The sequence below is a fragment of the Altererythrobacter sp. CAU 1644 genome (assembly GCF_029623755.1).
Classification (GTDB): Bacteria; Pseudomonadota; Alphaproteobacteria; order Sphingomonadales; family Sphingomonadaceae; genus Erythrobacter; species Erythrobacter arenosus.
The window spans coordinates 1,498,549-1,519,042 of the sequence record NZ_CP121106.1; the positions used below are offsets into that span (position 1 = coordinate 1,498,549).

At 63.7% G+C, this 20,494-nt stretch carries 22 protein-coding genes; 8 read left to right on the forward strand and 14 right to left on the reverse strand.

The genetic code is table 11. The annotated features are described in order from the left end of the window. Positions 1-10: 10 nt before the first annotated feature. The 4 genes from P7228_RS07430 to lptB form a co-directional block, all read right to left on the reverse strand. Complete coding sequence (locus P7228_RS07430; protein WP_278017576.1) at positions 11-685, reverse strand: LytTR family DNA-binding domain-containing protein; 675 nt, start codon at positions 683-685, stop codon at positions 11-13. A 109-nt stretch (positions 686-794) separates the two neighbouring features. Then, positions 795-1,490: a response regulator transcription factor CtrA gene (gene ctrA / locus P7228_RS07435; protein WP_278017577.1), complete on the reverse strand. Its 696-nt coding sequence runs from the start codon at positions 1,488-1,490 to the stop codon at positions 795-797. A gap of 180 nt (positions 1,491-1,670) precedes the next feature. Further along, a complete protein-coding gene (gene rpoN / locus P7228_RS07440; RefSeq protein ID WP_278017578.1) occupies positions 1,671-3,134 on the reverse strand; it encodes an RNA polymerase factor sigma-54 in 1,464 nt (487 codons plus the stop codon). A gap of 20 nt (positions 3,135-3,154) precedes the next feature. After that, the gene (gene lptB, locus P7228_RS07445; protein WP_278017579.1) at positions 3,155-3,934 is read right to left on the reverse strand and encodes an LPS export ABC transporter ATP-binding protein; all 780 of its coding nucleotides are present in this window, start codon (positions 3,932-3,934) and stop codon (positions 3,155-3,157) included. Positions 3,935-4,144: 210 nt separating this feature from the next. Here lptB and P7228_RS07450 point away from each other — a divergent pair, with 210 nt between their 5' ends. Further along, entirely contained in the window at positions 4,145-4,510 is a 366-nt protein-coding gene (locus tag P7228_RS07450) for a hypothetical protein (RefSeq protein WP_278017580.1), read from the forward strand. A 110-nt stretch (positions 4,511-4,620) separates the two neighbouring features. After that, positions 4,621-6,003: a mechanosensitive ion channel family protein gene (locus P7228_RS07455; protein WP_278017726.1), complete on the forward strand. Its 1,383-nt coding sequence runs from the start codon at positions 4,621-4,623 to the stop codon at positions 6,001-6,003. On the opposite strand, the gene ppa is transcribed toward P7228_RS07455, so the two are convergent. Next, positions 6,004-6,531, reverse strand: a complete 528-nt coding sequence (gene ppa / locus P7228_RS07460) for an inorganic diphosphatase (RefSeq protein ID WP_278017581.1) — start codon at positions 6,529-6,531, stop codon at positions 6,004-6,006. A 172-nt stretch (positions 6,532-6,703) separates the two neighbouring features. On the opposite strand from ppa, the gene hisS reads away from it, so the two are divergent. The 6 genes from hisS (at position 6,704) to metK (ending at position 13,671) form a co-directional block, all read left to right on the forward strand. After that, positions 6,704-7,966 carry a histidine--tRNA ligase gene (gene hisS, locus P7228_RS07465; RefSeq protein ID WP_278017582.1) on the forward strand — a complete coding sequence of 421 codons (1,263 nt, stop codon included), beginning with the start codon at positions 6,704-6,706 and terminating at the stop codon, positions 7,964-7,966. 6 nt (positions 7,967-7,972) lie between these two features. Continuing rightward, complete coding sequence (prfA, locus tag P7228_RS07470) at positions 7,973-9,040, forward strand: peptide chain release factor 1 (RefSeq protein WP_278017583.1); 1,068 nt, start codon at positions 7,973-7,975, stop codon at positions 9,038-9,040. Further along, entirely contained in the window at positions 9,037-9,858 is an 822-nt protein-coding gene (gene prmC / locus P7228_RS07475) for a peptide chain release factor N(5)-glutamine methyltransferase (protein WP_278017584.1), read from the forward strand. Before prfA ends, prmC begins: the two co-directional genes overlap by 4 nt. A 232-nt stretch (positions 9,859-10,090) precedes the next feature. After that, on the forward strand, positions 10,091-10,729 hold the full coding sequence (locus P7228_RS07480; RefSeq protein WP_278017585.1) for a DUF4167 domain-containing protein: 639 nt from the start codon (positions 10,091-10,093) through the stop codon (positions 10,727-10,729). 43 nt (positions 10,730-10,772) lie between these two features. Then, complete coding sequence (gene lnt, locus P7228_RS07485) at positions 10,773-12,359, forward strand: apolipoprotein N-acyltransferase (protein WP_278017586.1); 1,587 nt, start codon at positions 10,773-10,775, stop codon at positions 12,357-12,359. 58 nt (positions 12,360-12,417) lie between these two features. After that, entirely contained in the window at positions 12,418-13,671 is a 1,254-nt protein-coding gene (gene metK, locus P7228_RS07490; RefSeq protein WP_278017587.1) for a methionine adenosyltransferase, read from the forward strand. Between the two features lie 51 nt (positions 13,672-13,722). Here the strand turns inward: metK and P7228_RS07495 are convergent, their stop codons facing one another. The 9 genes from P7228_RS07495 to P7228_RS07535 form a co-directional block, all read right to left on the reverse strand. Beyond that, positions 13,723-14,121 (reverse strand): hypothetical protein, encoded by a 399-nt coding sequence (locus P7228_RS07495; RefSeq protein ID WP_278017588.1) that lies wholly within the window; start codon positions 14,119-14,121, stop codon positions 13,723-13,725. 87 nt (positions 14,122-14,208) lie between these two features. Next, the gene (locus P7228_RS07500; protein WP_278017727.1) at positions 14,209-14,751 is read right to left on the reverse strand and encodes a GbsR/MarR family transcriptional regulator; all 543 of its coding nucleotides are present in this window, start codon (positions 14,749-14,751) and stop codon (positions 14,209-14,211) included. Between the two features lie 326 nt (positions 14,752-15,077). After that, positions 15,078-15,809: a hypothetical protein gene (locus tag P7228_RS07505; protein WP_278017589.1), complete on the reverse strand. Its 732-nt coding sequence runs from the start codon at positions 15,807-15,809 to the stop codon at positions 15,078-15,080. A gap of 66 nt (positions 15,810-15,875) precedes the next feature. Continuing rightward, positions 15,876-17,039, reverse strand: coding sequence for a CaiB/BaiF CoA transferase family protein (locus tag P7228_RS07510; RefSeq protein ID WP_278017728.1), 1,164 nt, complete (start codon positions 17,037-17,039; stop codon positions 15,876-15,878). 40 nt (positions 17,040-17,079) lie between these two features. Next, a complete protein-coding gene (locus tag P7228_RS07515) occupies positions 17,080-17,748 on the reverse strand; it encodes a ferritin-like domain-containing protein (protein ID WP_278017590.1) in 669 nt (222 codons plus the stop codon). A 47-nt stretch (positions 17,749-17,795) separates the two neighbouring features. Next, positions 17,796-18,452, reverse strand: coding sequence for a CoA transferase subunit B (locus P7228_RS07520; protein WP_278017591.1), 657 nt, complete (start codon positions 18,450-18,452; stop codon positions 17,796-17,798). Between the two features lie 10 nt (positions 18,453-18,462). Continuing rightward, a complete protein-coding gene (locus P7228_RS07525) occupies positions 18,463-19,356 on the reverse strand; it encodes a hypothetical protein (protein WP_278017592.1) in 894 nt (297 codons plus the stop codon). Next, the gene (locus P7228_RS07530) at positions 19,356-19,688 is read right to left on the reverse strand and encodes a DUF5076 domain-containing protein (protein WP_278017593.1); all 333 of its coding nucleotides are present in this window, start codon (positions 19,686-19,688) and stop codon (positions 19,356-19,358) included. The genes P7228_RS07525 and P7228_RS07530 overlap by 1 nt, the downstream gene beginning before the upstream one ends. Next, positions 19,685-20,392, reverse strand: coding sequence for a CoA transferase subunit A (locus tag P7228_RS07535; RefSeq protein WP_278017594.1), 708 nt, complete (start codon positions 20,390-20,392; stop codon positions 19,685-19,687). Before P7228_RS07535 ends, P7228_RS07530 begins: the two co-directional genes overlap by 4 nt. Between the last annotated feature and the right edge of the window lie 102 nt (positions 20,393-20,494).

A 20,494-nucleotide genomic window follows, 5' to 3' on the forward strand; every position in this document is an offset into this window, starting at 1 on the left:
AAGGGACGAGTTAGAGCGCGTCGAGCGGAGCGCGGAAGGCGTTGCCGATGGGAATCCTGGTCCCGTCCCGCAGGCGCACATGCGCGCGCTCGACCCTGGCGATGTGGTCTGGCGCCACCGCGAAGGAGCGGTGAACACGCAGCAACGATGCGTCCGTCTCGTCGACCAGGCTCGCCAGCGTCGTGCGCACCAGCCGGGGCTTCCGGCCGCGCGCATGTAGCTCGACATAATTGCCGGCGGCGCGCGCCCAGTCGCAGGACAGGCTCTCGGCGGTCGCAGTCGTGGCGGCAGCCTGTTGGCTGACGCGATGGCTGCGCCAGAGCTCGAGCACGGCGAGGACCGCGATCGTGGCCGCCGCCCCGGGAATCCGGCGGATGATCGCGAACCCGTCGGGCAATTCGCCGCCGATCATCGCGCCCAATGCCAGTGAGATGGCCGCCGCGGCGAGGATGACGAGCCCGACCATAAGCTTGCGCGTCACCTGCCGCCCCAGTTCCACCGCCGCAATCCACGGCGCGATGTTGATCACGCCCCACCAGAAAGCTTCGGTCAAGGTCTCGGGATGGCCTGCGCTATAGGTGTAGGCGAGGCAGTAGAGCGCGTTCAGGATCACCGCGACGCCCATCGCCAGCACCAGGCGAAGCAGCGGATCATAACCTTCATAGCGGATCAGCAGGGCGTTCATCGCGCCCATCATATGGAAGGAAGTTCACGCTGCAAGCGCGCAAAGAAAAACGCCCGAGGCTGGAAGCCCCGGGCGCCTTGTCCCCATCCCCTAGGAAATTCGGGTGTCGTCAGGCAGCTTCGGCCTGCTCTTCGGGGTCGCGCAGCACGTAGCCGCGGCCCCAGACGGTTTCGATGTAGTTCTCGCCGCCGCATGCATGGCTGAGCTTCTTGCGCAGCTTGCAGATGAAGACGTCGATGATCTTGAGTTCCGGCTCGTCCATCCCGCCATAGAGATGGTTGAGGAACATTTCCTTGGTCAGCGTAGTGCCCTTGCGCAGCGAAAGCAGCTCGAGCATCGCATATTCCTTGCCGGTCAGGTGAACGCGGGCACCATCGACCTCGACGGTCTTGGCATCGAGGTTCACGGCCAACTTGCCGGTGCGGATGATCGACTGGCTGTGGCCCTTCGAACGGCGCACCACGGCGTGGATGCGAGCGACCAGCTCTTCGCGGTGGAAGGGCTTGGTCACATAGTCGTCGGCACCGAAGCCGAACGAGCGAATCTTGCTGTCCATCTCGGCAATGCCCGAGAGGATCAGTACCGGCGTCTGCACCTTGGCGACGCGCAACTTCTTGAGCACGTCATAGCCATGCATGTCGGGCAGGTTCAGGTCGAGCAGGATGATATCATAATCATACAGCTTGCCCAGATCCAAGCCTTCCTCGCCGAGGTCGGTCGAATAGACATTGAAGCCTTCGGTCGTGAGCATGAGCTCAATGGCCTTGGCCGTTGTCGGTTCGTCCTCAATCAAAAGCACGCGCATGGGTGGTCCCCCTTTGCCCCAAAGCTTGCGGTAACCTCGCGATAAGAGAGGTTGCCTTGAATTAACCACACAAGGTCTGAACGGAAAAGGTTAATTTCTCGTAAACCGAGGGAATCCGGCGAGTCGCGGCCGATTGTGAGTCTTTTGAGTCACACTTATCCACAGCGCCTCGGGCGAGTGTCAGAGCCCCTGCAGCTTCTTCTGTCGCCGCCGCTGGGCGCTTGAGCCGATCCCGATCGCCTCGCGATATTTTGCGACCGTGCGCCGCGCCAGATCGAAGCCTTCCCCCTTGAGGATGTCGACCAGTTTCTGGTCCGACAGGATCTTCTTGGCGTCCTCGCCATCGACTAATGCCTTGATCCGCGCCTTCACCGCTTCGGCGCTGGCGCCCTCTCCATCGGCCCCTTCGCCAACCCGGCCGACCCCACTGGAGAAGAAGTATTTGAGCTCGAAACAACCGCGTTCACAATGGAGGTATTTGTTGCTGGTAACGCGGCTAACCGTCGATTCATGCATGTCGATCTCTTCCGCCACCTCGCGCAAGGTCAGCGGACGCAGTTCGGACACCCCGCGCCGGAAGAACCCTTCCTGCTTCTTCACGATCTCGGCGGCGGTCTTGAGAATGGTCTTCTGGCGCTGGTCGAGCGCCTTGATCAGCCAGTTGGCGTCGGCCAGCTTTTCCCGCAGCCAGCTCTGGGCTTCCTTGCCGGGTGAGCCGTTGCGCAGCTCGACATAGTAGTCGCGATTGACGACGAGGCGCGGCAACGTCGCCTCGTTGAGCTTGATATCCCAACTGTTGTCGTCGCCCCGCGTCACGAGGATATCCGGCACCACCGCGCTCGCCTCGCTGCGGCCGTACGCAAGGCCGGGTTTCGGGTTGTAGCTGCGCAGCTCGGCCAGCATTTCGGCGAAGTCCTCGTCGTCGACGTCACACATGCGCTTGAGCCGCTGGACCTCGCCGCGGGCGACCAGTTCCAGATTGTCGATCAGCCGCGCCATGCAGGGATCGTAACGGTCGGCCTCCTTCGCCTGCAGCGCGAGGCATTCCGACAGCGAGCGGGCCCCGACCCCGGTCGGGTCGAGCGACTGCACGATCTCGAGCGCGCGTTCGGCCTCGGCAATTCCGACGCCGAGGTCGGCGGCGATATGTCGCAACTCGCCGACGAGATATCCTGCCTCGTCCAGCTGGCCGATGATTGCGCGCGCCACAAAGGCCTCGCGCGCATCGCCGGCTGCCGCACCGACCTGTTCCTCGAGATAATCGGCCAGGGTGGTCTCGTTGCTGGCCCGATCTTCCAGGCTCGGCAGTTCGTCGGCCACCGCGACATGGGCGCCGGCCGCGCCCCAGTCGCCATCGCCGGTGTCGCGATCGCGGTCGAGCGCGCCGGCGTCGATGTCGAGCGCCTGATCGCCGTCTCCGGGTGACGCGTCATGGATTTCGAGCTCGACTGATTCCGGCGGCGCTTCGCGATCTTCGACCCGCATTTCGCCCGCTTCGAGCAGCGGGTTGGCCTCCAGCGCCTCTCCGATGAAGGCCTCGATTTCGAGATTGCTCGCCGCCAGCAGCTTGATCGCCTGCTGCAGCTGCGGCGTCATCACCAGCGATTGCGATTGCCTTAGGTCTAACCTTGGACCCAGCGCCATGGTTCAATCCCTGCCAGTACTCACAGGGTGAATCCTTCGCCGAGATATAGCCTGCGCACATTCTCGTCGGCGACGAGATCCTGCGGTGTACCGGCGAACAACACCTGGCCCCCATAGACAATGCAGGCGCGGTCGACGATATCGAGCGTCTCGCGCACGTTGTGGTCGGTGATCAGTACGCCGATGCCGCGCTTTTTGAGGTCTTTCACCAGGTCGCGGATGTCGCTGATCGAGAGCGGGTCGATCCCGGCGAACGGCTCGTCGAGCAGCATGATCGACGGCTTGGCCGCGAGCGCACGCGCGATCTCACAGCGTCGCCGCTCGCCGCCCGACAGCGCCATTGCAGGCGAGCTGCGGAGGCGTTCGATGTGGAACTCCTCGAGCAGCCGTTCGAGTTCGGCAGCTCGTGTTTCCGCATCGGGTTCGACCATCTCTAGAACGCAGTTGATGTTCTGTTCGACCGTCATGCCGCGAAAGATGCTGGTTTCCTGCGGGAGGTAGCCGAGGCCGAGGATCGCGCGGCGATACATCGGCAGGTGCGTCACATCCTCGCCATCCATCAGGATCCGTCCGGCGTCGGGGCGGACGAGGCCCATGATCGAATAGAAACAGGTCGTCTTGCCCGCGCCATTCGGGCCGAGCAGGCCAAGCACCTCGCCCTTGCCGACCGTCAGCGAGATGTCCGTAAGCACCGCCCGCTTGTCATAGCTCTTGGCGATGGAGATGACTTCCAATCCGCCATTGGGAAGAGGGGCGGTGGCGTCTGCGGGGCTCGCATGGAGTGTCTCTGCGTCGCTCATTGGGCGTGCTTTAGCAGCGCATTTCCGACAAGAAAGCCCCCTTTGCGGCGAATTGGCAGGATTTATGCATGAGCCCTTGCTGGGTCGTTCGAAAATTACCGGGCAAGTGTGCTATGGTTACTTTTCTTGCATGTGCGGCCCAAGTTTGATCTAATTCGAATCGAAGTGAGAGGAACGCTCCAAAAGGGGCACGCTGGGGGAGCTGGCTGGATGAACGATGCGCTGAAGAAGCAAGCGTATGACGAGACCGCGCGCGATTGGCGCAAGTCTGCAAGCGATCACGTCGCTTACGCATTGTTGGTCTACACTGCGCTGCAGATTTTCGTAACGGTCGACGCTTTGAAGGCGGGGTCTTCGACGATCCTGCCCTATTTTGCATTGGTGGTGCTGGTCGGCGGGATCATCCCGGCGTGCCGCTGGTTCGAGAAACGCTGGGTCGGCCTGTCTGACGAGGCGGGGCACGATCCCGGGCTGGCCGGGGATTTCAAGCGCGACATGGTGATGTTGTGGGGGCTCGCCATCGGGTTGCCGTTCCTGTTGACCGGATGCTTCAAGCTCGTTTCCACCGTCGCCTGAGCAGGCCTTGCGGGAACCACATCGGCGATTGGATCGCTTAGCTAGGGCGAGGCCGCGGGTCTCGCCTTTCGCTTAGGCAGGGGACAGACGCCGTGGTCAACCTATTGCGCATGCTGGCGCTCGTTGCGGTCTTGCTGGTCGCGCCGCTGTCGCATGCGCCTGCAGTGGCCCTGATACCCTCCGCCCCCGAACCGACCGAAACCGCCGCGCCGGTCGAGCAGGTGATTGAGGCAACCCAGGACGAGGGAACCGATCAACGCATCGGCGAGCGGATCAGGGGCATCTATGCCGAACTGCCGGCGTTCCAGGACGTCTCGGTCGACGTGAACGAAGGCGTGGTCTCGCTCTCGGGAACCGTTGCCGACCCCGACGCGATCGATCGCGCGGCCAATATCGCCGGGCGGGTTTCGGGCGTGGTCACGGTCGAGAATTCACTCGAGCGCGACCTGTCGGTCGAAAGCAATCTTTCGATCCTCGGCAAGATGTCCGAGATCGTGGCGAGCTTTCTCGAACTGCTTCCCCTCCTGACGGTGGCCCTGGTCGCGGCGATCGCCATCGGCGCACTCGGCTATCTTATCGCCTTCCCGGCACCGCTGTGGAACAAGATCGCCCCCAACGCCTTCCTTGGCGAACTGATCCGCAGTGCGATCCGGTTCGTCTTTGTCGTCGGGGGAATCGTGGTCGCGCTCGACATGCTCGGCGCTGGCGCGCTGATGGGTGCGGTCCTCGGCGGTGCGGGCGTGATCGGCATCGCGCTCGGTTTCGCCATGCGCGATACGATCGAGAACTATGTCGCCTCGCTGATGCTGAGCCTGCGCCAGCCGTTTCGCGCCAACGATCACGTGCTGATCGACGACAAGGAAGGCCGGGTGATCCGCCTGACGAGCCGCGCCACGGTGCTGATGACGCTCGACGGCAATCATCTGCGCATTCCCAATGGCCAGGTCTTCAAGGCGGTGATCCTCAATTACACGCGCAATCCGCAGCGCCGCTTCGAGTTCGAACTGGGCATCGATGCCGACGATGATCCGCGCGCCGCGATGGCGCTGGGCCGCGAGGTCCTGCAGGGGCTCGCCTTCGTACTCGACGATCCCGAGCCCGCCGCGCGCATCCAGAACGTGGGCGATTCGAATATCGTCATCCTGTTCCTCGGCTGGATCGACCAGACCGAGGCGGACTGGTTCAAGTCGCGGAGCCTTGCGATCGCCGCTGTCAAGGAGGCGCTGGAGGATGCCGGCTTCGCTCTGCCGGAGCCGATCTATCGCCTGCGGTTCGACAGCCGGACGGGCCCGCTCCCCATCGGCCAGACGGCGAGCGTAACCGAGACGACGCCGCGCAAAACCAGCAAGGTGGCCACGCAGCCCGAGATTCCGGCGCGCCGCGAAAACGACGTCAGGCCCGAGAGCGAGATTGCCGCGATGGTCGAGGAGGAGCGCCGCGGCGATGGCGAGCAGGCCGAGGACCTGCTCGATGCCAAGCGCCCGGTAGAATGATCACTGCCGATAGCGTTCGATCGCCTCGGTGACGATCTGCCGCGCTTCCTCGCGATTACCCCAATTGCCGATCCGCACCCATTTCTCCGCTTCCAAGTCCTTGTAATGCGTGAAGAAATGTTCGATCTGCTGGAAGATAATCGACGGTAGATCCTTGGTCTCTCCGATATCCGAATAATAGGGAAAAGTAGTGTCAACGGGCACACAGATAAGCTTCTCGTCGCCGCCATGCTCGTCTTCGAGATTGAGCACGCCGATCGGCCGGGCGCGGACCACGCAGCCGGGGATGAACGGGCTGCGCGCGATCACCAATGCATCGAGCGGATCGCCATCGGGGCTGAGCGTGTGCGGGACGAAGCCATAGTTCGCCGGATAGCGCATCGGCGTGTGCAGGATGCGGTCGACGAACAGCGCGCCCGATTCCTTGTCGAACTCGTACTTCACCGGTTCGCCGCCGGTCGGGACTTCGATGATGACGTTGAGGTCGTCGGGCGGGTTGCTGCCCACGGGGATTTTGCTGATGTCCATTTTCAACTCTTCTGCAATGCGCCGCCCCTCTCCCCAATCGGCCGCGCCAGTGAATTCCCCGCGCCCCTAGCGGCACCGGCCGCGCGCGCCAACAGGCAATTGGTCTAACGCGAGCTTATTGCGGCGAGCGGCACACTCGCCTAATCGCCCCGGCAATGATCGAGAAACGCCCATGAGCAAGAACACCCCGCAGGCCATTCGCGGCACCCAGGACATCTTCGGCGCCGAGGCCGAGGCTTTCGCCTTCGTGGTCGAGACTTTCGAGCGCGTGCGCAAGCTGTACCGCTTCCGCCGGGTCGAGATGCCGGTGTTCGAAAAGACCGAGGTGTTCAGCCGCGCCATCGGCGAGACGACCGATGTGGTGTCGAAGGAAATGTATTCCTTCCTCGACCGCGGCGACGAGAGCCTGACGCTGCGTCCGGAGTTCACCGCCGGGATCGCGCGCGCCTATCTCACCAATGGCTGGCAGCAGCACGCGCCGCTCAAGCTGGCGACGCACGGCCCGCTGTTCCGCTATGAGCGCCCGCAGAAGGGCCGCTATCGCCAGTTCCACCAGATCGATGCCGAGATCATCGGTGCAGCGGAACCACAAGCAGACGTCGAGCTGCTCGCGCTCGCCGACCAGGTGATCAAGGAGCTGGGGATCGAGGGCGTGACGCTCCACCTCAACACCCTGGGCGATGGCGATAGCCGCGAGGCCTGGCGCGCGGCGCTGATCGAGTATTTCGGCGCGGTGAAGGGCGAATTGAGCGAGGATTCGCAGGAGCGGCTGGAGAAGAATCCGCTGCGCATTCTCGATTCCAAGGATCCGCGCGACCGCAAGTTCGTCGCCGATGCGCCGAAGATCGACGACTTCCTGACCGACGAGGCGAAGGCGTTTTTCGATGCGGTCACGAGCGGTCTCGATGCGGCAGGGGTGAAGTGGCAGCGCGCGGAAAGCCTCGTGCGCGGCCTCGACTACTACCGTCACACCGCCTTCGAATTCATCCCCGACGAGGGCAGCGAGGCCGCCGGCAAGCTCGGCAGCCAGAGCACCATCCTCGGCGGCGGGCGCTACGACGGCCTGATGGAAAGCCTCGGCGGCGCGCCTACGCCTGCGGTAGGGTGGGCCGCGGGTATCGAGCGGTTGGCGATGCTTTGCGATGGTGCCGGGGGCGAGCAACTGGAAGTTGCTATCGCTGCTGAGAGTTCCGATCGCGAAGGGGAGGCAGGAGAAATGGCAGCTGCGTTCCGCAATGCAGGATTTTCGACCGAGGTGTTCGCGAGCGGCAGCCCGAGGAAGAGATATGACAAGGCGCGGAAGGCGGAGCCAGCGATCCTGATCTCCCTCGATCTGCGCGATGGAGAACTCTCAAATAATTTCAGCGCGTTGGACCAGGATTTTCAGCGCGAGGCCGATGCTGCCGAGATATTCGCAGCCCAGACTATTGGCTGAAGAGTCATGAAAGTCCCCGCAGAACGCCTCGACCAGATCGCCCATCGCTTCGCCGAGCTCGAGGCGCGCATGGCCTCGGGCCAGCTCGAAGGCGATGAATTCGTCCAGGCGAGCCGCGACTATGCCGAGCTGGAGCCGGTTGCGAAGGTTGCCGCCGAGGTGCAGGCCATGCGGGCCGAGCTTGTCGATCTCGAGGACATGCTCGCCGACCCCGAAATGAAGGCCATGGCCGAAGAGGAAATCGCCGCGCTCAAGGAACGCCTGCCCGAAACCGAACGCCAGCTCGCCGTTGCCATGCTGCCCAAGGATTCGGCCGATGCGCGCCCGGCAATGCTCGAAATCCGCGCCGGCACCGGCGGCGACGAAGCAGCGCTGTTCGCGGGCGATCTCTACCGGATGTACGAACGCTTCGCCGCCGAACAGGGCTGGAAGATCGAACCGGTCAGCATGAGCGCCTCTGAAGTCGGCGGCTTCAAGGAAGTGGTCGCCAACGTCACCGGCACCGGCGTCTTCGCCAAGCTGAAGTTCGAAAGCGGCGTTCACCGCGTCCAGCGCGTGCCCGAAACCGAGAGCGGCGGGCGCATCCACACCTCGGCTGCGACTGTCGCGGTGCTGCCCGAGCCCGACGAGGTCGATGTCCAGATCGATCCCACCGATCTCAAGATCGACGTCTATCGTGCCAGCGGCGCGGGCGGCCAGCACGTCAACACCACCGACAGCGCGGTCCGCATCACCCATTTGCCGACGGGCACGGTCGTGACCTGCCAGGACGGCCGCAGCCAGCACAAGAACCGCGAGAAGGCGATGCAGGTGCTCCGCGCGCGGCTATACGAGGCGCAGCGCGAGGCGACCCAGGGCGCCGAGGCCGAGGCGCGCAAGGCCATGGTCGGGTCGGGCGACCGCTCCGAGCGCATCCGAACCTATAATTTCCCGCAAGGCCGCGTGACCGATCACCGTATCGGGCTGACGCTGCAGAAACTGCCGCAGATCATCGCCGGACCGGGCCTGACCGAGTTGATCGACGCGCTGATTGCCGAGGACGAGGCCAAGCGGTTGGCGGCGCTGTCGGAATGACCGTCGCCGAGGCGATCCGCGATGCCGCGCAGCGCCTCTCCCACACCAGCGACACCGCTCGGCTCGATGCCGAACTGCTGATGGCCCGAGTGTTGGGCACTGGCCGGTCGGAGATGCTGCTGCGGAGCATGGCGGACCCGGCCCCGGCCGGATTTGCCGAACTGGTCGACCGGCGCGCGGCGCACGAACCCATTGCCTATATCCTGGGGCAAGCGGAGTTCTACGGGCGCAGCTTCCTCGTCAATCCGGGCGTGCTGATCCCCCGCGGCGACAGCGAAAGCGTGGTCGAGGCCGCGCTCGCCCATGCGCCCGGCGCGGGTCGGGTGCTCGATCTCGGCACCGGTTCGGGCGCCCTGCTGCTCACGATCCTGGCGGAACGCCCCGGGCTGACCGGCGTGGGGATCGATGCCTCACTCGCCGCGCTGCCGGTGGCCGCTGCCAATGCTGCGCGGCTGGGGCTGGCCGAGCGTGCACGGATGCTGCGGGGCGACTGGCGCCAGTCCGGCTGGGCCGACGATATCGGCCGGTTCGAGCTGGTCATCGCCAATCCGCCCTATGTCGAAACCTCGGCCGAGCTCGACCCCGATGTCCGCGATTTCGAGCCGACCTCGGCACTTTTCTCCGGAGAAGAAGGGCTTGACGACTATCGCGCGATAATCCCGCAGCTTGGCAAGCTGATTTCTCCGGGCGGCGTGGCCGTACTCGAAATCGGGCGCGATCAAGGGGATAGCGTTGCCCAGATTGCCCACGACTCAGGGTTCTCGACCACGCTCGTGCGCGACCTTGCCCACAGGCCGCGTGGGCTGATTCTGAGATAAGCACTTGGCAAAAGCGATTCGCGTGTTTACCTGTAACTCAGGTCTCTGGTCTGCCCGCGTTGGTTACCACTAGGCCAAGCTCCGCATTTTGGATGAATTGGCAGCACATGGGTGCTTGCCGGAATCTGCGGATAGGGGTGCGCTGCCAGGTTGGCGGTGCGCGTGACAAGGGGTCTATGGACCGCCGGACAATTGAGTTCCGCACGCGGTCACGAATGAGGAAAAACTCTCCTTGAATAACAATCGCAACAATCGCCGCCGCGGTCGCGGCAATCGCAGCCAGCAAGGCGGCGGCAACAGCGCCAATCGGATCGACAGCCGGGCGCGAGGCAATGCGCCGCAGCTGCTCGACAAGTACAAGAAGCTGGCTCAGGACGCCCAGCACAATGGCGACCGGGTGCAGGCGGAATACTACCTGCAGTTCGCCGACCACTATTTCCGCGTGATCGCCGACAACAAGGCGCGCCAGGACGAGGCGCGCGGCAAGCGTCAGGACGATCGCGACCTCGCCAACGACGATGACGACAACGAGGACAATGACGATCGCCGCCGTGGCAACCGCCGCCAGCGTTCGTCGCGCGACGATCGCGACGATCGCGACGACGGGTCGAACGAGGGCTCGCGCGGTCGGGATACCGATTCCGCCGACCAGTCGGACGACGATGACGGTGACAGCGAAGCGCGCAAGCCGCGCCGTACCCGCCGCAAGCCGCGGACCGAGGAAGCCAGCGGCGAGATCGATGCCGGCGTGCTGCCGCCCTCGATCGGGGGCGGAGACGACGATGAGGATGAGAAGCCGCGTCGGCGTCGGCGTCCGGCCAAGGCCGCATCCAGCGACGAGCAGGACGACGATCTGCAGGCCTTCGGCTGACCCAGACTAGCAGGGCGGGCCGGACCGGGAGCGTTATTCTGGCATGACCGAGCGGCTCGCCTCGATCTGGAACGCAATCGAGCGACATCCGCGGCTGGCCGCGCTGGCCCTGGGCGCGCTCGGGGCGACAGCCTACCCACCGCTGCACCTGTGGCCGATCGGGCTGCTTTCCGTCGCCGGACTTATCGCGCTGCTGCGCAAGGCGGATGGCTGGCGCAACGCGGCGGCGCTCGGCTGGCTGTTTGGCTGGGCGCATTTGTCGGTCGCCAACAACTGGATCGCGACTGCCTTCACCTATCAGGCTGAAATGCCCGCCGCGCTCGGCTGGATCGCGGTGCCGCTGCTGTGCATCTATCTCGCGGTCTATCCCGCGCTGGCTGCGGTGGCGGCGCACCGGCTCGGACGCAGTGCCGGCCCGCTGGCCTTCGCAGGGCTGTTCGCAGCCTGTTGGATCGTGACCGAGTGGCTGCGCAGCTGGGTCTTCACCGGCTATCCCTGGCCGCCGCTCGGCCTGATGTTGCTGGGGGAGTGGAATGCGCCGGGCATTGCCCGCCTGCTGCCCTGGTTCGGGACCTATGCGCTTTCCGGCATCGTGGTGCTGATCGCGGGCGGCCTGGCCCTGCTCGCGGCCCGCCGCCGGTGGGTCCCGCTGCTGGCCAGCGCGGTCGCCCTTGCGGCCCTGATGTACTGGCCCGCGCCCGAACCGGCGCAAGGCACGGTGCGTTACACGCTCGTCCAGCCGCTGATCCCGCAGGAGGAGATCAACGATGCCTCCAAGTTCGAGGAACAGTTCCAGCGAACGGCGCGGCTGACCGCGCCCGGCGGCGAGCAACGCCGCCTGGTGCTGTGGCCCGAGAGCGCGGTGCCGGACTATCTCGAGGACGGGTATCCGCAGCGCTACTACGATCACACGACGGCGAACGCCGATCCGGCCTTCGCCCGCCAGCGGATTGGCTCGATCCTGGGCGATGGCAACATGCTGCTGACCGGCCTAGTGCATCTCGACATCGGCGAGGTGGGCGGGGTCCGGCGCGCCCTCAGCGCGCGCAACGCGGTCAGCGCGATCGACAGCGAGGGCGATATCGAGCTGACCTATGCCAAGGCGCATCTCGTGCCTTATGGCGAGTACCTGCCGCTCAAGTGGCTGCTCGAACCGCTCGGGCTCACGCGGCTGGTGGCGGGCGGGATCGAGTTCGAGCCGGGGCCGGGGCCGCGCACGCTCGACCTCGGCGCATTCGGCAAGGCTGGGATCCAGATCTGCTACGAGATCGTCTTCTCTGGCCAGGTGGTCGAGCACGGGCGGCGACCCGACTACATCTTTAACCCCTCGAACGACGGCTGGTTCGGTGCCTGGGGCCCGCCGCAGCATCTAGCGCAGGCGCGGATGCGCGCGCTCGAGGAGGGGCTGCCGGTACTGCGCGCGACCACCACCGGGATCAGCGCGGTGATCGACGCCGACGGGGTGGTGCGGGATGCCATCACGCGCGGCCGCGCCGACCGCGTCGATGGGCTGATCCCCCCGGCCGAGGACCCGACGCTGTTCGCCCGGCTCGGCAACCTGCTCGCGCTCCTGTGGGCGGGGCTGATCGGCGCTGCATCTTTGGTTGCCATGCGCCGCCGCCGCGTCTAGGAGGTCATGCAGACATAAAGAACTCCTTATATCCAATCCCGACAGCTACCGAGGTCCCATGCGCAGCGAATTCCTGTTCACGTCCGAAAGCGTTTCCGAAGGCCATCCCGACAAGGTCTCGGACCAGATCTCGGACGCTATCGTCGACCTCATGCTGGCCAAGGATCCCGAGGCGCGCGTCGCCTGCGAGACCATGACTACGACCCAGCGCGTAATCCTCTCGGGCGAAATCCGCTGCGCTCCGATGTACGACCTCGAGAACGAGGAATGGGCGGTCAACGGCGGCTGGGCTCCCGGCGCGAAGGAAGAGATCGAACAGGCGGTTCGCAGCACGGTGCGCGACATCGGCTACGAGCAGGGCGGCTTCCACTGGAAGACGCTGGAATTCGAAAACCACCTCCATGGTCAGTCCGCGCACATCGCGCAGGGAGTCGATGCGGGCAAGGACGGTTCGAACAAGGACGAAGGTGCGGGCGATCAGGGCATCATGTTCGGCTATGCCAGCGATGAAACGCCCGACCTGATGCCAGCGACGCTCGATTACAGCCACAAGATCCTCCAGCGCATGGCGCAGGACCGCAAGAGCGGTGCGGCACCCTTCCTGGAACCCGACACCAAGAGCCAGGTGACGCTCCGCTACGCCAACGAGCGGCCGGTCGAAGCGACCGCTATCGTGGTTTCGACCCAGCACGCGCCAGGATACTACTTCCACGACGGCGAAGGCGACGCCGTCAAATACGCCGAGCTGCGCGACTATGTGAAGGGCGTGATCGCCGACGTGTTGCCCGCTGAGTTGCTGACCGTGAACACTGTTTATCACATCAACCCGACGGGACGCTTCGAGATCGGCGGCCCCGACGGTGATGCCGGACTGACCGGGCGCAAGATCATCGTCGACACCTATGGCGGCGCGGCCCCGCACGGCGGCGGTGCCTTCAGCGGCAAGGATCCGACCAAGGTCGACCGTTCGGCTGCCTATATCACTCGCTACCTCGCCAAGAATGTCGTTGCAGCCGGCTTCGCCCGGCGTTGCACGATCCAGATTGCCTATGCGATTGGCGTGGCGGAACCGCTGTCGATCTATGTCGATCTGCACGGGACGGGCAATGGCGTGAGCGAGGACCAGCTCGAAAAAGTGCTGCCCGAACTGGTTAGGCTGACACCCCGCGGCATCCGCACGCATCTCGGTCTGAACAAGCCGATCTACCGCACCAGCGCAGCTTATGGCCATTTCGGCCGACAGGCAGACGGCGACCTGTTCCCTTGGGAACGCACCGACCTGGTCGATGCTCTGAAAGCGGCGCTGGGCTAGGGACAAGGCGGGCAAACGAGCCGGTTACGGACCGGCTCGTTCCCGGCGTCTTTACGCGATTGGTTCGGCTGGCCGTGCCTGGGCTGCCCATTGTTCCTCACGGAACCATCCACCGACCTTGCGACCAAATTTCGCGATGGCGTTCATGTTGAAGAAGTGCATCGCGCCAAGCACGATCACGGCGATTCCGATCTTGCTCGACAGGAAGCGAATGGTGTCCGCCAGTGTTGCCGGTTCGCTTCCGAACCTTAGCGTCAGCAGAATCCAACCGAGGTTGACGAGATAGAAGCCGACAACCAGCAGATGGTTGGTCGAACGAGCCAACAACTCGTCGTGGCCGAAGCATTCGACCAGGAAGATTAAGCCGTTTTTTGACAGCGTCTGCGCAACCCAGGCAGTCAGCCCGATGCTGATCACGAGGTACAAGATATAGGCGGGTACGATGTACATCATTTCCTCCTGTTGTTTCTGAAATTACAGAAATATATAGCTATGGTTGTGGCTTACAGGTGACCTCCTTTCCTTAGTGGCTCATATTCAGGATGAAGTCTTGCCGGACCCCGGCAATAGCCGCGCCACGCGGCTGCCCAGCTTCATTAGTTTGACTAGGGTTGTCTTGGGCAATCGTCGAACGTCGACGTACCAGTTGCCAAGAGTGCCAATGAACTCGTGCATTCGGCCAATCCGTTCGCGCACGTGCACCGGGATATCCTTACGCCCGTCCAGACTCTCAGCGAGCTCTCCCAAGAGCTGAATTGTGGGATCAATCTCGCGCCGCTTTCGCTCGGCGGTGATTTTCATCAACATGTCCCACAAATCGGTTTCAGCAACAAAATGATCGCGCCGGTCCCCTTCGACATGAACCCTGCGGACGATGCCGTAGGATTGAAGCTCCTTGAGGCCATTGGAGACATTTGACCGGGCCAGTCCCAGTCGCTCACAAATCTCCTCGGCATGCGAGGGTCGGTTTGACAGGTATAGGAGGGCGTGCAGCTGCGCGACTGACCGATTCACGCCCCATTGGCTGCCCATCTCTCCCCAATGGAGTATGAACTGGCGAACTTCAGGAACATCCATCATTTCGGCCACGACTCGATACCTCCTTCCATTTCTGAAATTACAGAAATAAACGGAAATGTCAAACCTGCACCGCTGAATCGGTTCGCGCGCCTCACATTCCTCTGCAAATTTTTCTGCTTCTCCGCGGGAACAGCGTCTTGAAACTCATACACCATCTCGCGCTATCAATTGCTGTGGGTGCAGCATTGGCCAAGCTAGCTGCAGCGCAGCTTATGGCCATTTCGGCCGACAGGCAGACGGCGACCTGTTCCCGTGGGAACGGACCGACCTGGTCGATGCGCTGAAAGCGGCGCTGGGCTGATTCAGGCCTGCTGGCGCGAGCGCGCCTAATCCTCGACGTTGCGCTGGTAGGTGTTCTGGAAATTGTCCTGAAGGACTTCGGTCCTCCCGCCGGAAGCGAGGACGAGGTCCTCATCCAGGATATCAACCCTGAACTGCCAACCTTCGGGAAGGTCCAGCTTGCCGCCCAGGCTATCCAGCTGGTCGATCGTCTGGGTCTTGTCGATCGCCCTCGTCGCGGACTGCATGGTGTAGACCTTCCCATTCGGGTCGATCAGCCGGTAGACCTTTGAGCCGGCGAAATAGGTGTAGATTGTGTCCCGATCCACTCTCGTCGGGATGTAGGGTTCTCGGGACATCAGCTCCCAAAGGCTGAGACTGACATAGGCCGGAACAAGGAACTCGTGGTTGCCCAGTTTCCGCTTGGGTGCTTCGCGATAGCTTTCGATCTTGTCGAGCACCCAATAGCGACGGCCATTGGGGATGACGAAGGACGCGCCGGTTTCTTCCTTGATAGCTTCGAGATCCAGCGCGTCGAATTCCTCGTCTGAAAGCACGTCGTTCAGATCGTTGTAGACGATGATTTTCACGTCGAACCACGAACGATAGGCCAGCAGGACCTCATTGTAGGGAATCGGCCGCCCGCTATATCCGCCCAGCGTATCGGTCTGCCTTGCTTGAGGGTGGGGGATCCGATCATCGGGAACGCCCCTCAACAGATAGAGCGCCCCTGCGAGGACGATGAGTCCGGCGATGATGAAGGGAACGATCCGTTTCACTTCCATCCCTCTCTTGATGCTCCCGGTTCCGAATGGCTGGCTCTATCCCAGCGTTCAGTGGACCTTTCAGCCGTCCTTGTCATCAGCCTCGCCCAGCATGGGCGAGGGGCGGTCGAGCGCCAGTTCCGCTTCGGAGAATGTGAAGGGGCTGCGCACGCCGGGGATGCCGCCAAGCTCGACCTGCATTTCGCGCGCCTTCACCTGGGGGTCGGCGAAGACCCGATCGAGCGGGTTGATCGGGCCGGCGGGAATGCCATCCTCCGCGCAGTCGGCGAGCAGCACGGCCATCTGCCACTTGACGGTTTCTCCCGCGATGATCGCGTCGAGTTCGGCCCGGTTGGCAAGTCGGCCTTCGTTGGTGGCGAAGCGCTGGTCCCCCAGCAGGTCGTCGCGGCCGAGCAAAGAGAGCAACCGTCGGAACAATCCGTCATTGGCCGGTGCCAGCACCACCTCGCCATCGGTGGTCGGAAAGACGCCATAGGCGCTGACCTGCGCATGCTCATTACCCATGCGCGGCGGGTTCTCGCCGGTGGTGAGGTAATGCGTCGCCTGACTGGCCAAGAGGCCGACCGAGCATTCGAGCAGCGCCATGTCGACATGCTGGCCCCTTCCGGTGCGCTCGCGCATCGCCAGAGCGGCCTGGATCCCGATCACCGAGTACAGCCCGCAGGCCAGGTCCGACACCGAGACCCCCATCTTCATCGGCTGGCCCTCGGGCTCGCCGGTCAGCGCCATGAAACCGCTCATCGCCTGGATGACGAAATCGTAACCCGCTTCATGCGCGCGCGGCCCGGTCTGGCCGAAGCCGGTGATCGAGCAGTAGACGAGCCGCGGGTTGCGTGCCGAGAGGCTCGCATAGTCGAGCCCGAACTTGGCGAGCGCGCCGGTCTTGAAGTTCTCCAGCACCACATCGGCCTCGCCGATCAGCGATTTGATCCGGTCGAGGTCATCCGCATCCTTGAAGTCGGCCACAGTCGAGCGCTTGCCGCGATTGGTCGCGTGATAATAGGCCGCCTCGCGCCGGGTCGCGCCATCCGGCCCCTCGCGAGTGATCCAGGGTGGCCCCCATTTGCGGGTGCCGTCGCCATCGGGGCTTTCGACCTTGATGACGTCTGCGCCCAGATCGGCGAGGATCTGCCCGGCCCAGGGGCCAGCGAGGACGCGGGCCAGTTCGACCACTTTCAGGCCGGCGAGCGGAGCGTTGCGATTGCGGGGTTGATCGAGCCACATGGGGCGCGGATTGCGCGCGGTCCGAAGCAAGGTCAAGCGCCTAGGTCGCGTAGACCGTCGGATCCTCGTCGGGCCATGCGGTCAGCCGCGGGCTGCGCCGGTCGAGGAACACCGCGGGCAGCTTGGCCAACATGAGCGACTTGTGGATCCAGTAGTCGGTCCACAGCTCGCGCCAGCGCGGCTTGGGGCGGCGGCCATTGGCGCGCAGCCAAGCGTCATAGGGCATCCAGTGGCTTGGCTCGTCACGCTCGACCACCTTGAAGATACTGGTCATGCCGCGGTCGGAGAGGATGTGCGGGTTCTTCAGCAACACCTCGACCTGGTCCATCCCGCGCTGTTCGGTGATCATGATGACGCGGCACAGTTTTTCGAATTCGTCGCCATCGGCGATGATGGCGTCGGTATCGAGATCATCGATCGTACAACCGAACACGCTTTCGATAAAATGGTCGATATGCCCGCAGGTGCGGTCGACCTTCAGCGGCATCTTGCCCTGGACTTCGAACCACCGCTTGAACATGCGATAGTGCTTCTCCTCGTCGGCGCGGTGCTTCTCGACCTCGGCGATAAAGCTCGGGTTGTCGGCACAGCGCGCGCGCACCGCCTCGAGCACGCGATCGAGCGAAGTGTACCCGCGATGCTCGTTATAGATGTAGATCGACGCGAGGACGTCGAGGAAGCGAGCGCGGAAGGCTGATGCGATACCCATCGGGCGAGTGTGTCACACCTCGCCGAGTCCCGCCAAATTTCATGCGGTTAGAGCGCGACCTCGTAATTGGCCGTGGTCATCGAGGCGATTTCTTCCTCGGTCACGCCCGGCGCCAGCTCGATCAGGCGGAAAGGGCTGTCATGATCCTTGCGATGGAACACGCCGAGGTTGGTGATCACCATGTCGACCACATTGGTGCCGGTCAGCGGCAGCGTGCATTCGGGAATGAACTTGGGGTCACCCGCCTTGCTGGCATGGTCCATCACCACGATGATCTTCTTGACGCCCGCGACGAGGTCCATCGCGCCGCCCATGCCCTTGATCATCTTGCCCGGGATCATCCAGTTGGCGATGTCGCCATTCTCGGCCACTTCCATCGCGCCGAGCACGGTCAGGTCGATATGCCCGCCGCGGATCATTGCGAAGCTGGTGGCGCTGTCGAAATAGGCGCTGTGCGGAAGTTCGCTGATGGTCTGCTTGCCGGCGTTGATCAGGTCGGGATCGACCTCGTCGTCATAGGGGAAGGGGCCGATGCCGAGCATGCCGTTCTCGCTCTGCAGCGTGACATGCATGCCCTCGGGAATGTGGTTGGCGACCAGCGTCGGGATGCCGATGCCGAGGTTGACGTAATAGCCGTCCTCCAGCTCCTGCGCGGCGCGCGCGGCCATTTCGTCGCGGGTCCAGCCGTGTTTTTCGTCCGACATCGATCGTGTCCTATTCCTGTATCAGCGGTGAGGGGGTGAGAAACCAGCCATTGCCGAATATCGGCTCGAGCGCCACGGCCTGGTCAGGATTCTTGAGGTAGCGGAAAAGCTCGTCGAAATCGCTGCGGTGATCGCCTGCGATTGCGAGGACGCAATAGTCCTCGGCGAACTCGCGGCGCCGCGTCTGCTTGCGGTCGTCGGCGTAACGCATCAGCAGCAGCGTATCTTCGCCAAGCGGATCGAGCAGGCTCTGCGCCAGCGCCGTGCGGATCACGCTGGCATCGTCGGCGAAGCGGCCCGAAATCCAGCCGATCGTGATGTCCTGGCGCCGCAGGGAATCGAGTAGGATTGCAAGGCGCGGCTCGGCGCGAAACATGCCGGCCGATGCGAGCCGACCGCCTTCGGGATCGAGGTCGATCAGGACGGCGGCAGGCTTGCCGGCACATGCGATCCTCTTGCCGTCGAGCGCGCCGGGATTGCTCAGCATTGCCGAAGGGTTTGCGCTCTCGCCATCGGCGGGCATCGCCGCTTGCATGGCATATTGGGCAAAGCTGGCGAAACTCGTTCTGCCAAGATCGGCGGAGGACCCCGCTGTGGTCCCATCGGGTGCGGGAAGCTCGGTCAGGTCGAGAATGGTCGCGCGCTGGCCCTCGGAGGAAATCACCTCGGTCGGCATCTTCGGTGGGTTGGCCGGTGCGACATTGGGTGCAGGCGTGCCCCGCGCGACCTCGACGCTCTTGTCTGGCTGTTTCTCGCTGCCGGCGAAGCCATCCTCGATGACGTCCTTGGTCGCCAGTGCGCTGCCCGCGAGGACCGGGATTGCAGCCGCGAGACAGCCCTGCAGCATCAGCGCCGCACCCGCCAGTGGGATCGAGCACAGCAGCCGGGGCCGCCAGCGCAGCATCAGAGAATCTTGCCCGTTTCCGGATCGATCTCGCGCGGTGTATCGGTTGGATTGTCGCGCTCGGCATCGAAGCCTGCCCAGATACGTTCGATCGCGTCTTCCTCGCTGATCCCGACCGCATGGGCATAGGCCTTGGCGCCGTGGCGGATCGTGTCGACCATGGCCATTCCGAAAATCGCCGGATCGGCGCCAATTCCGCGCGGCTCGATGATTGCGACAAGGCCATCGCTTTCGCCGTGCCAGAGGCGCGCGAACTCGGTCGAGCCCTTGAGGAAGTCGAAACTGGCGACATCGATTTCGCCGGGCATCCCGCCCTTCTTGCCAAAGATCATGCGTTTGCCCTTTCCCGGGTGGTGCGGAACTCGATCTTCTTGTCGTAGGGCGCGCCCACAATCATGCGATTTACGAAGACGCCCGGCAGGTGGATGCAGTCTGGGTCGAGGCTGCCGATCGGCACCACTTCCTCGACTTCGACCACGCAGACCTTGCCGCAGGTCGCGGCAGGCTGGTTGAAATTGCGGGCGGTCTTGCGGAACATCACGTTGCCGGTCTCGTCCGCTTTCCACGCCTTGACGATCGACAGGTCGGCGAAGATGCCGTGCTCGAGGATGTAGTCTTCGCCGTTGAAGCTCTTCACTTCCTTGCCTTCGGCCACCTGGGTGCCGACGCCGGTCTTGGTGTAGAAGCCGGGAATGCCCGCACCGCCGGCGCGCATACGCTCGGCCAGGGTACCCTGCGGGCAGAACTCCACCTCGAGCTCGCCCGAAAGGTATTGCCGCTCGAATTCCTTGTTCTCGCCGACATAGGAACTGATCATCTTCCTGACCTGGCGCGTACGCAGCAGCTTGCCGATGCCTTCATTGTCGATCCCGGCGTTGTTGCTGGCGAAGGTCAGGCCCTTCACCCCGCTGTCGCGGATCGCGTCGAGCAAGCGCTCGGGGATGCCGCACAGGCCGAAGCCTCCCGCGGCGATCAGCATGTCGTCCTTCAGCAGCCCGTCGAGGGCAGCGGTGGCATCGGGATAAAGCTTGTTCATCGGACCTCCGTTACGGCATCGCCTGTTAGGACGGAGCAAGGCGCGTGTCACCCCTTGCTTTGCGGCCCGACACTTGCACGCGTTGAGTTGCGTTCCTTGCAA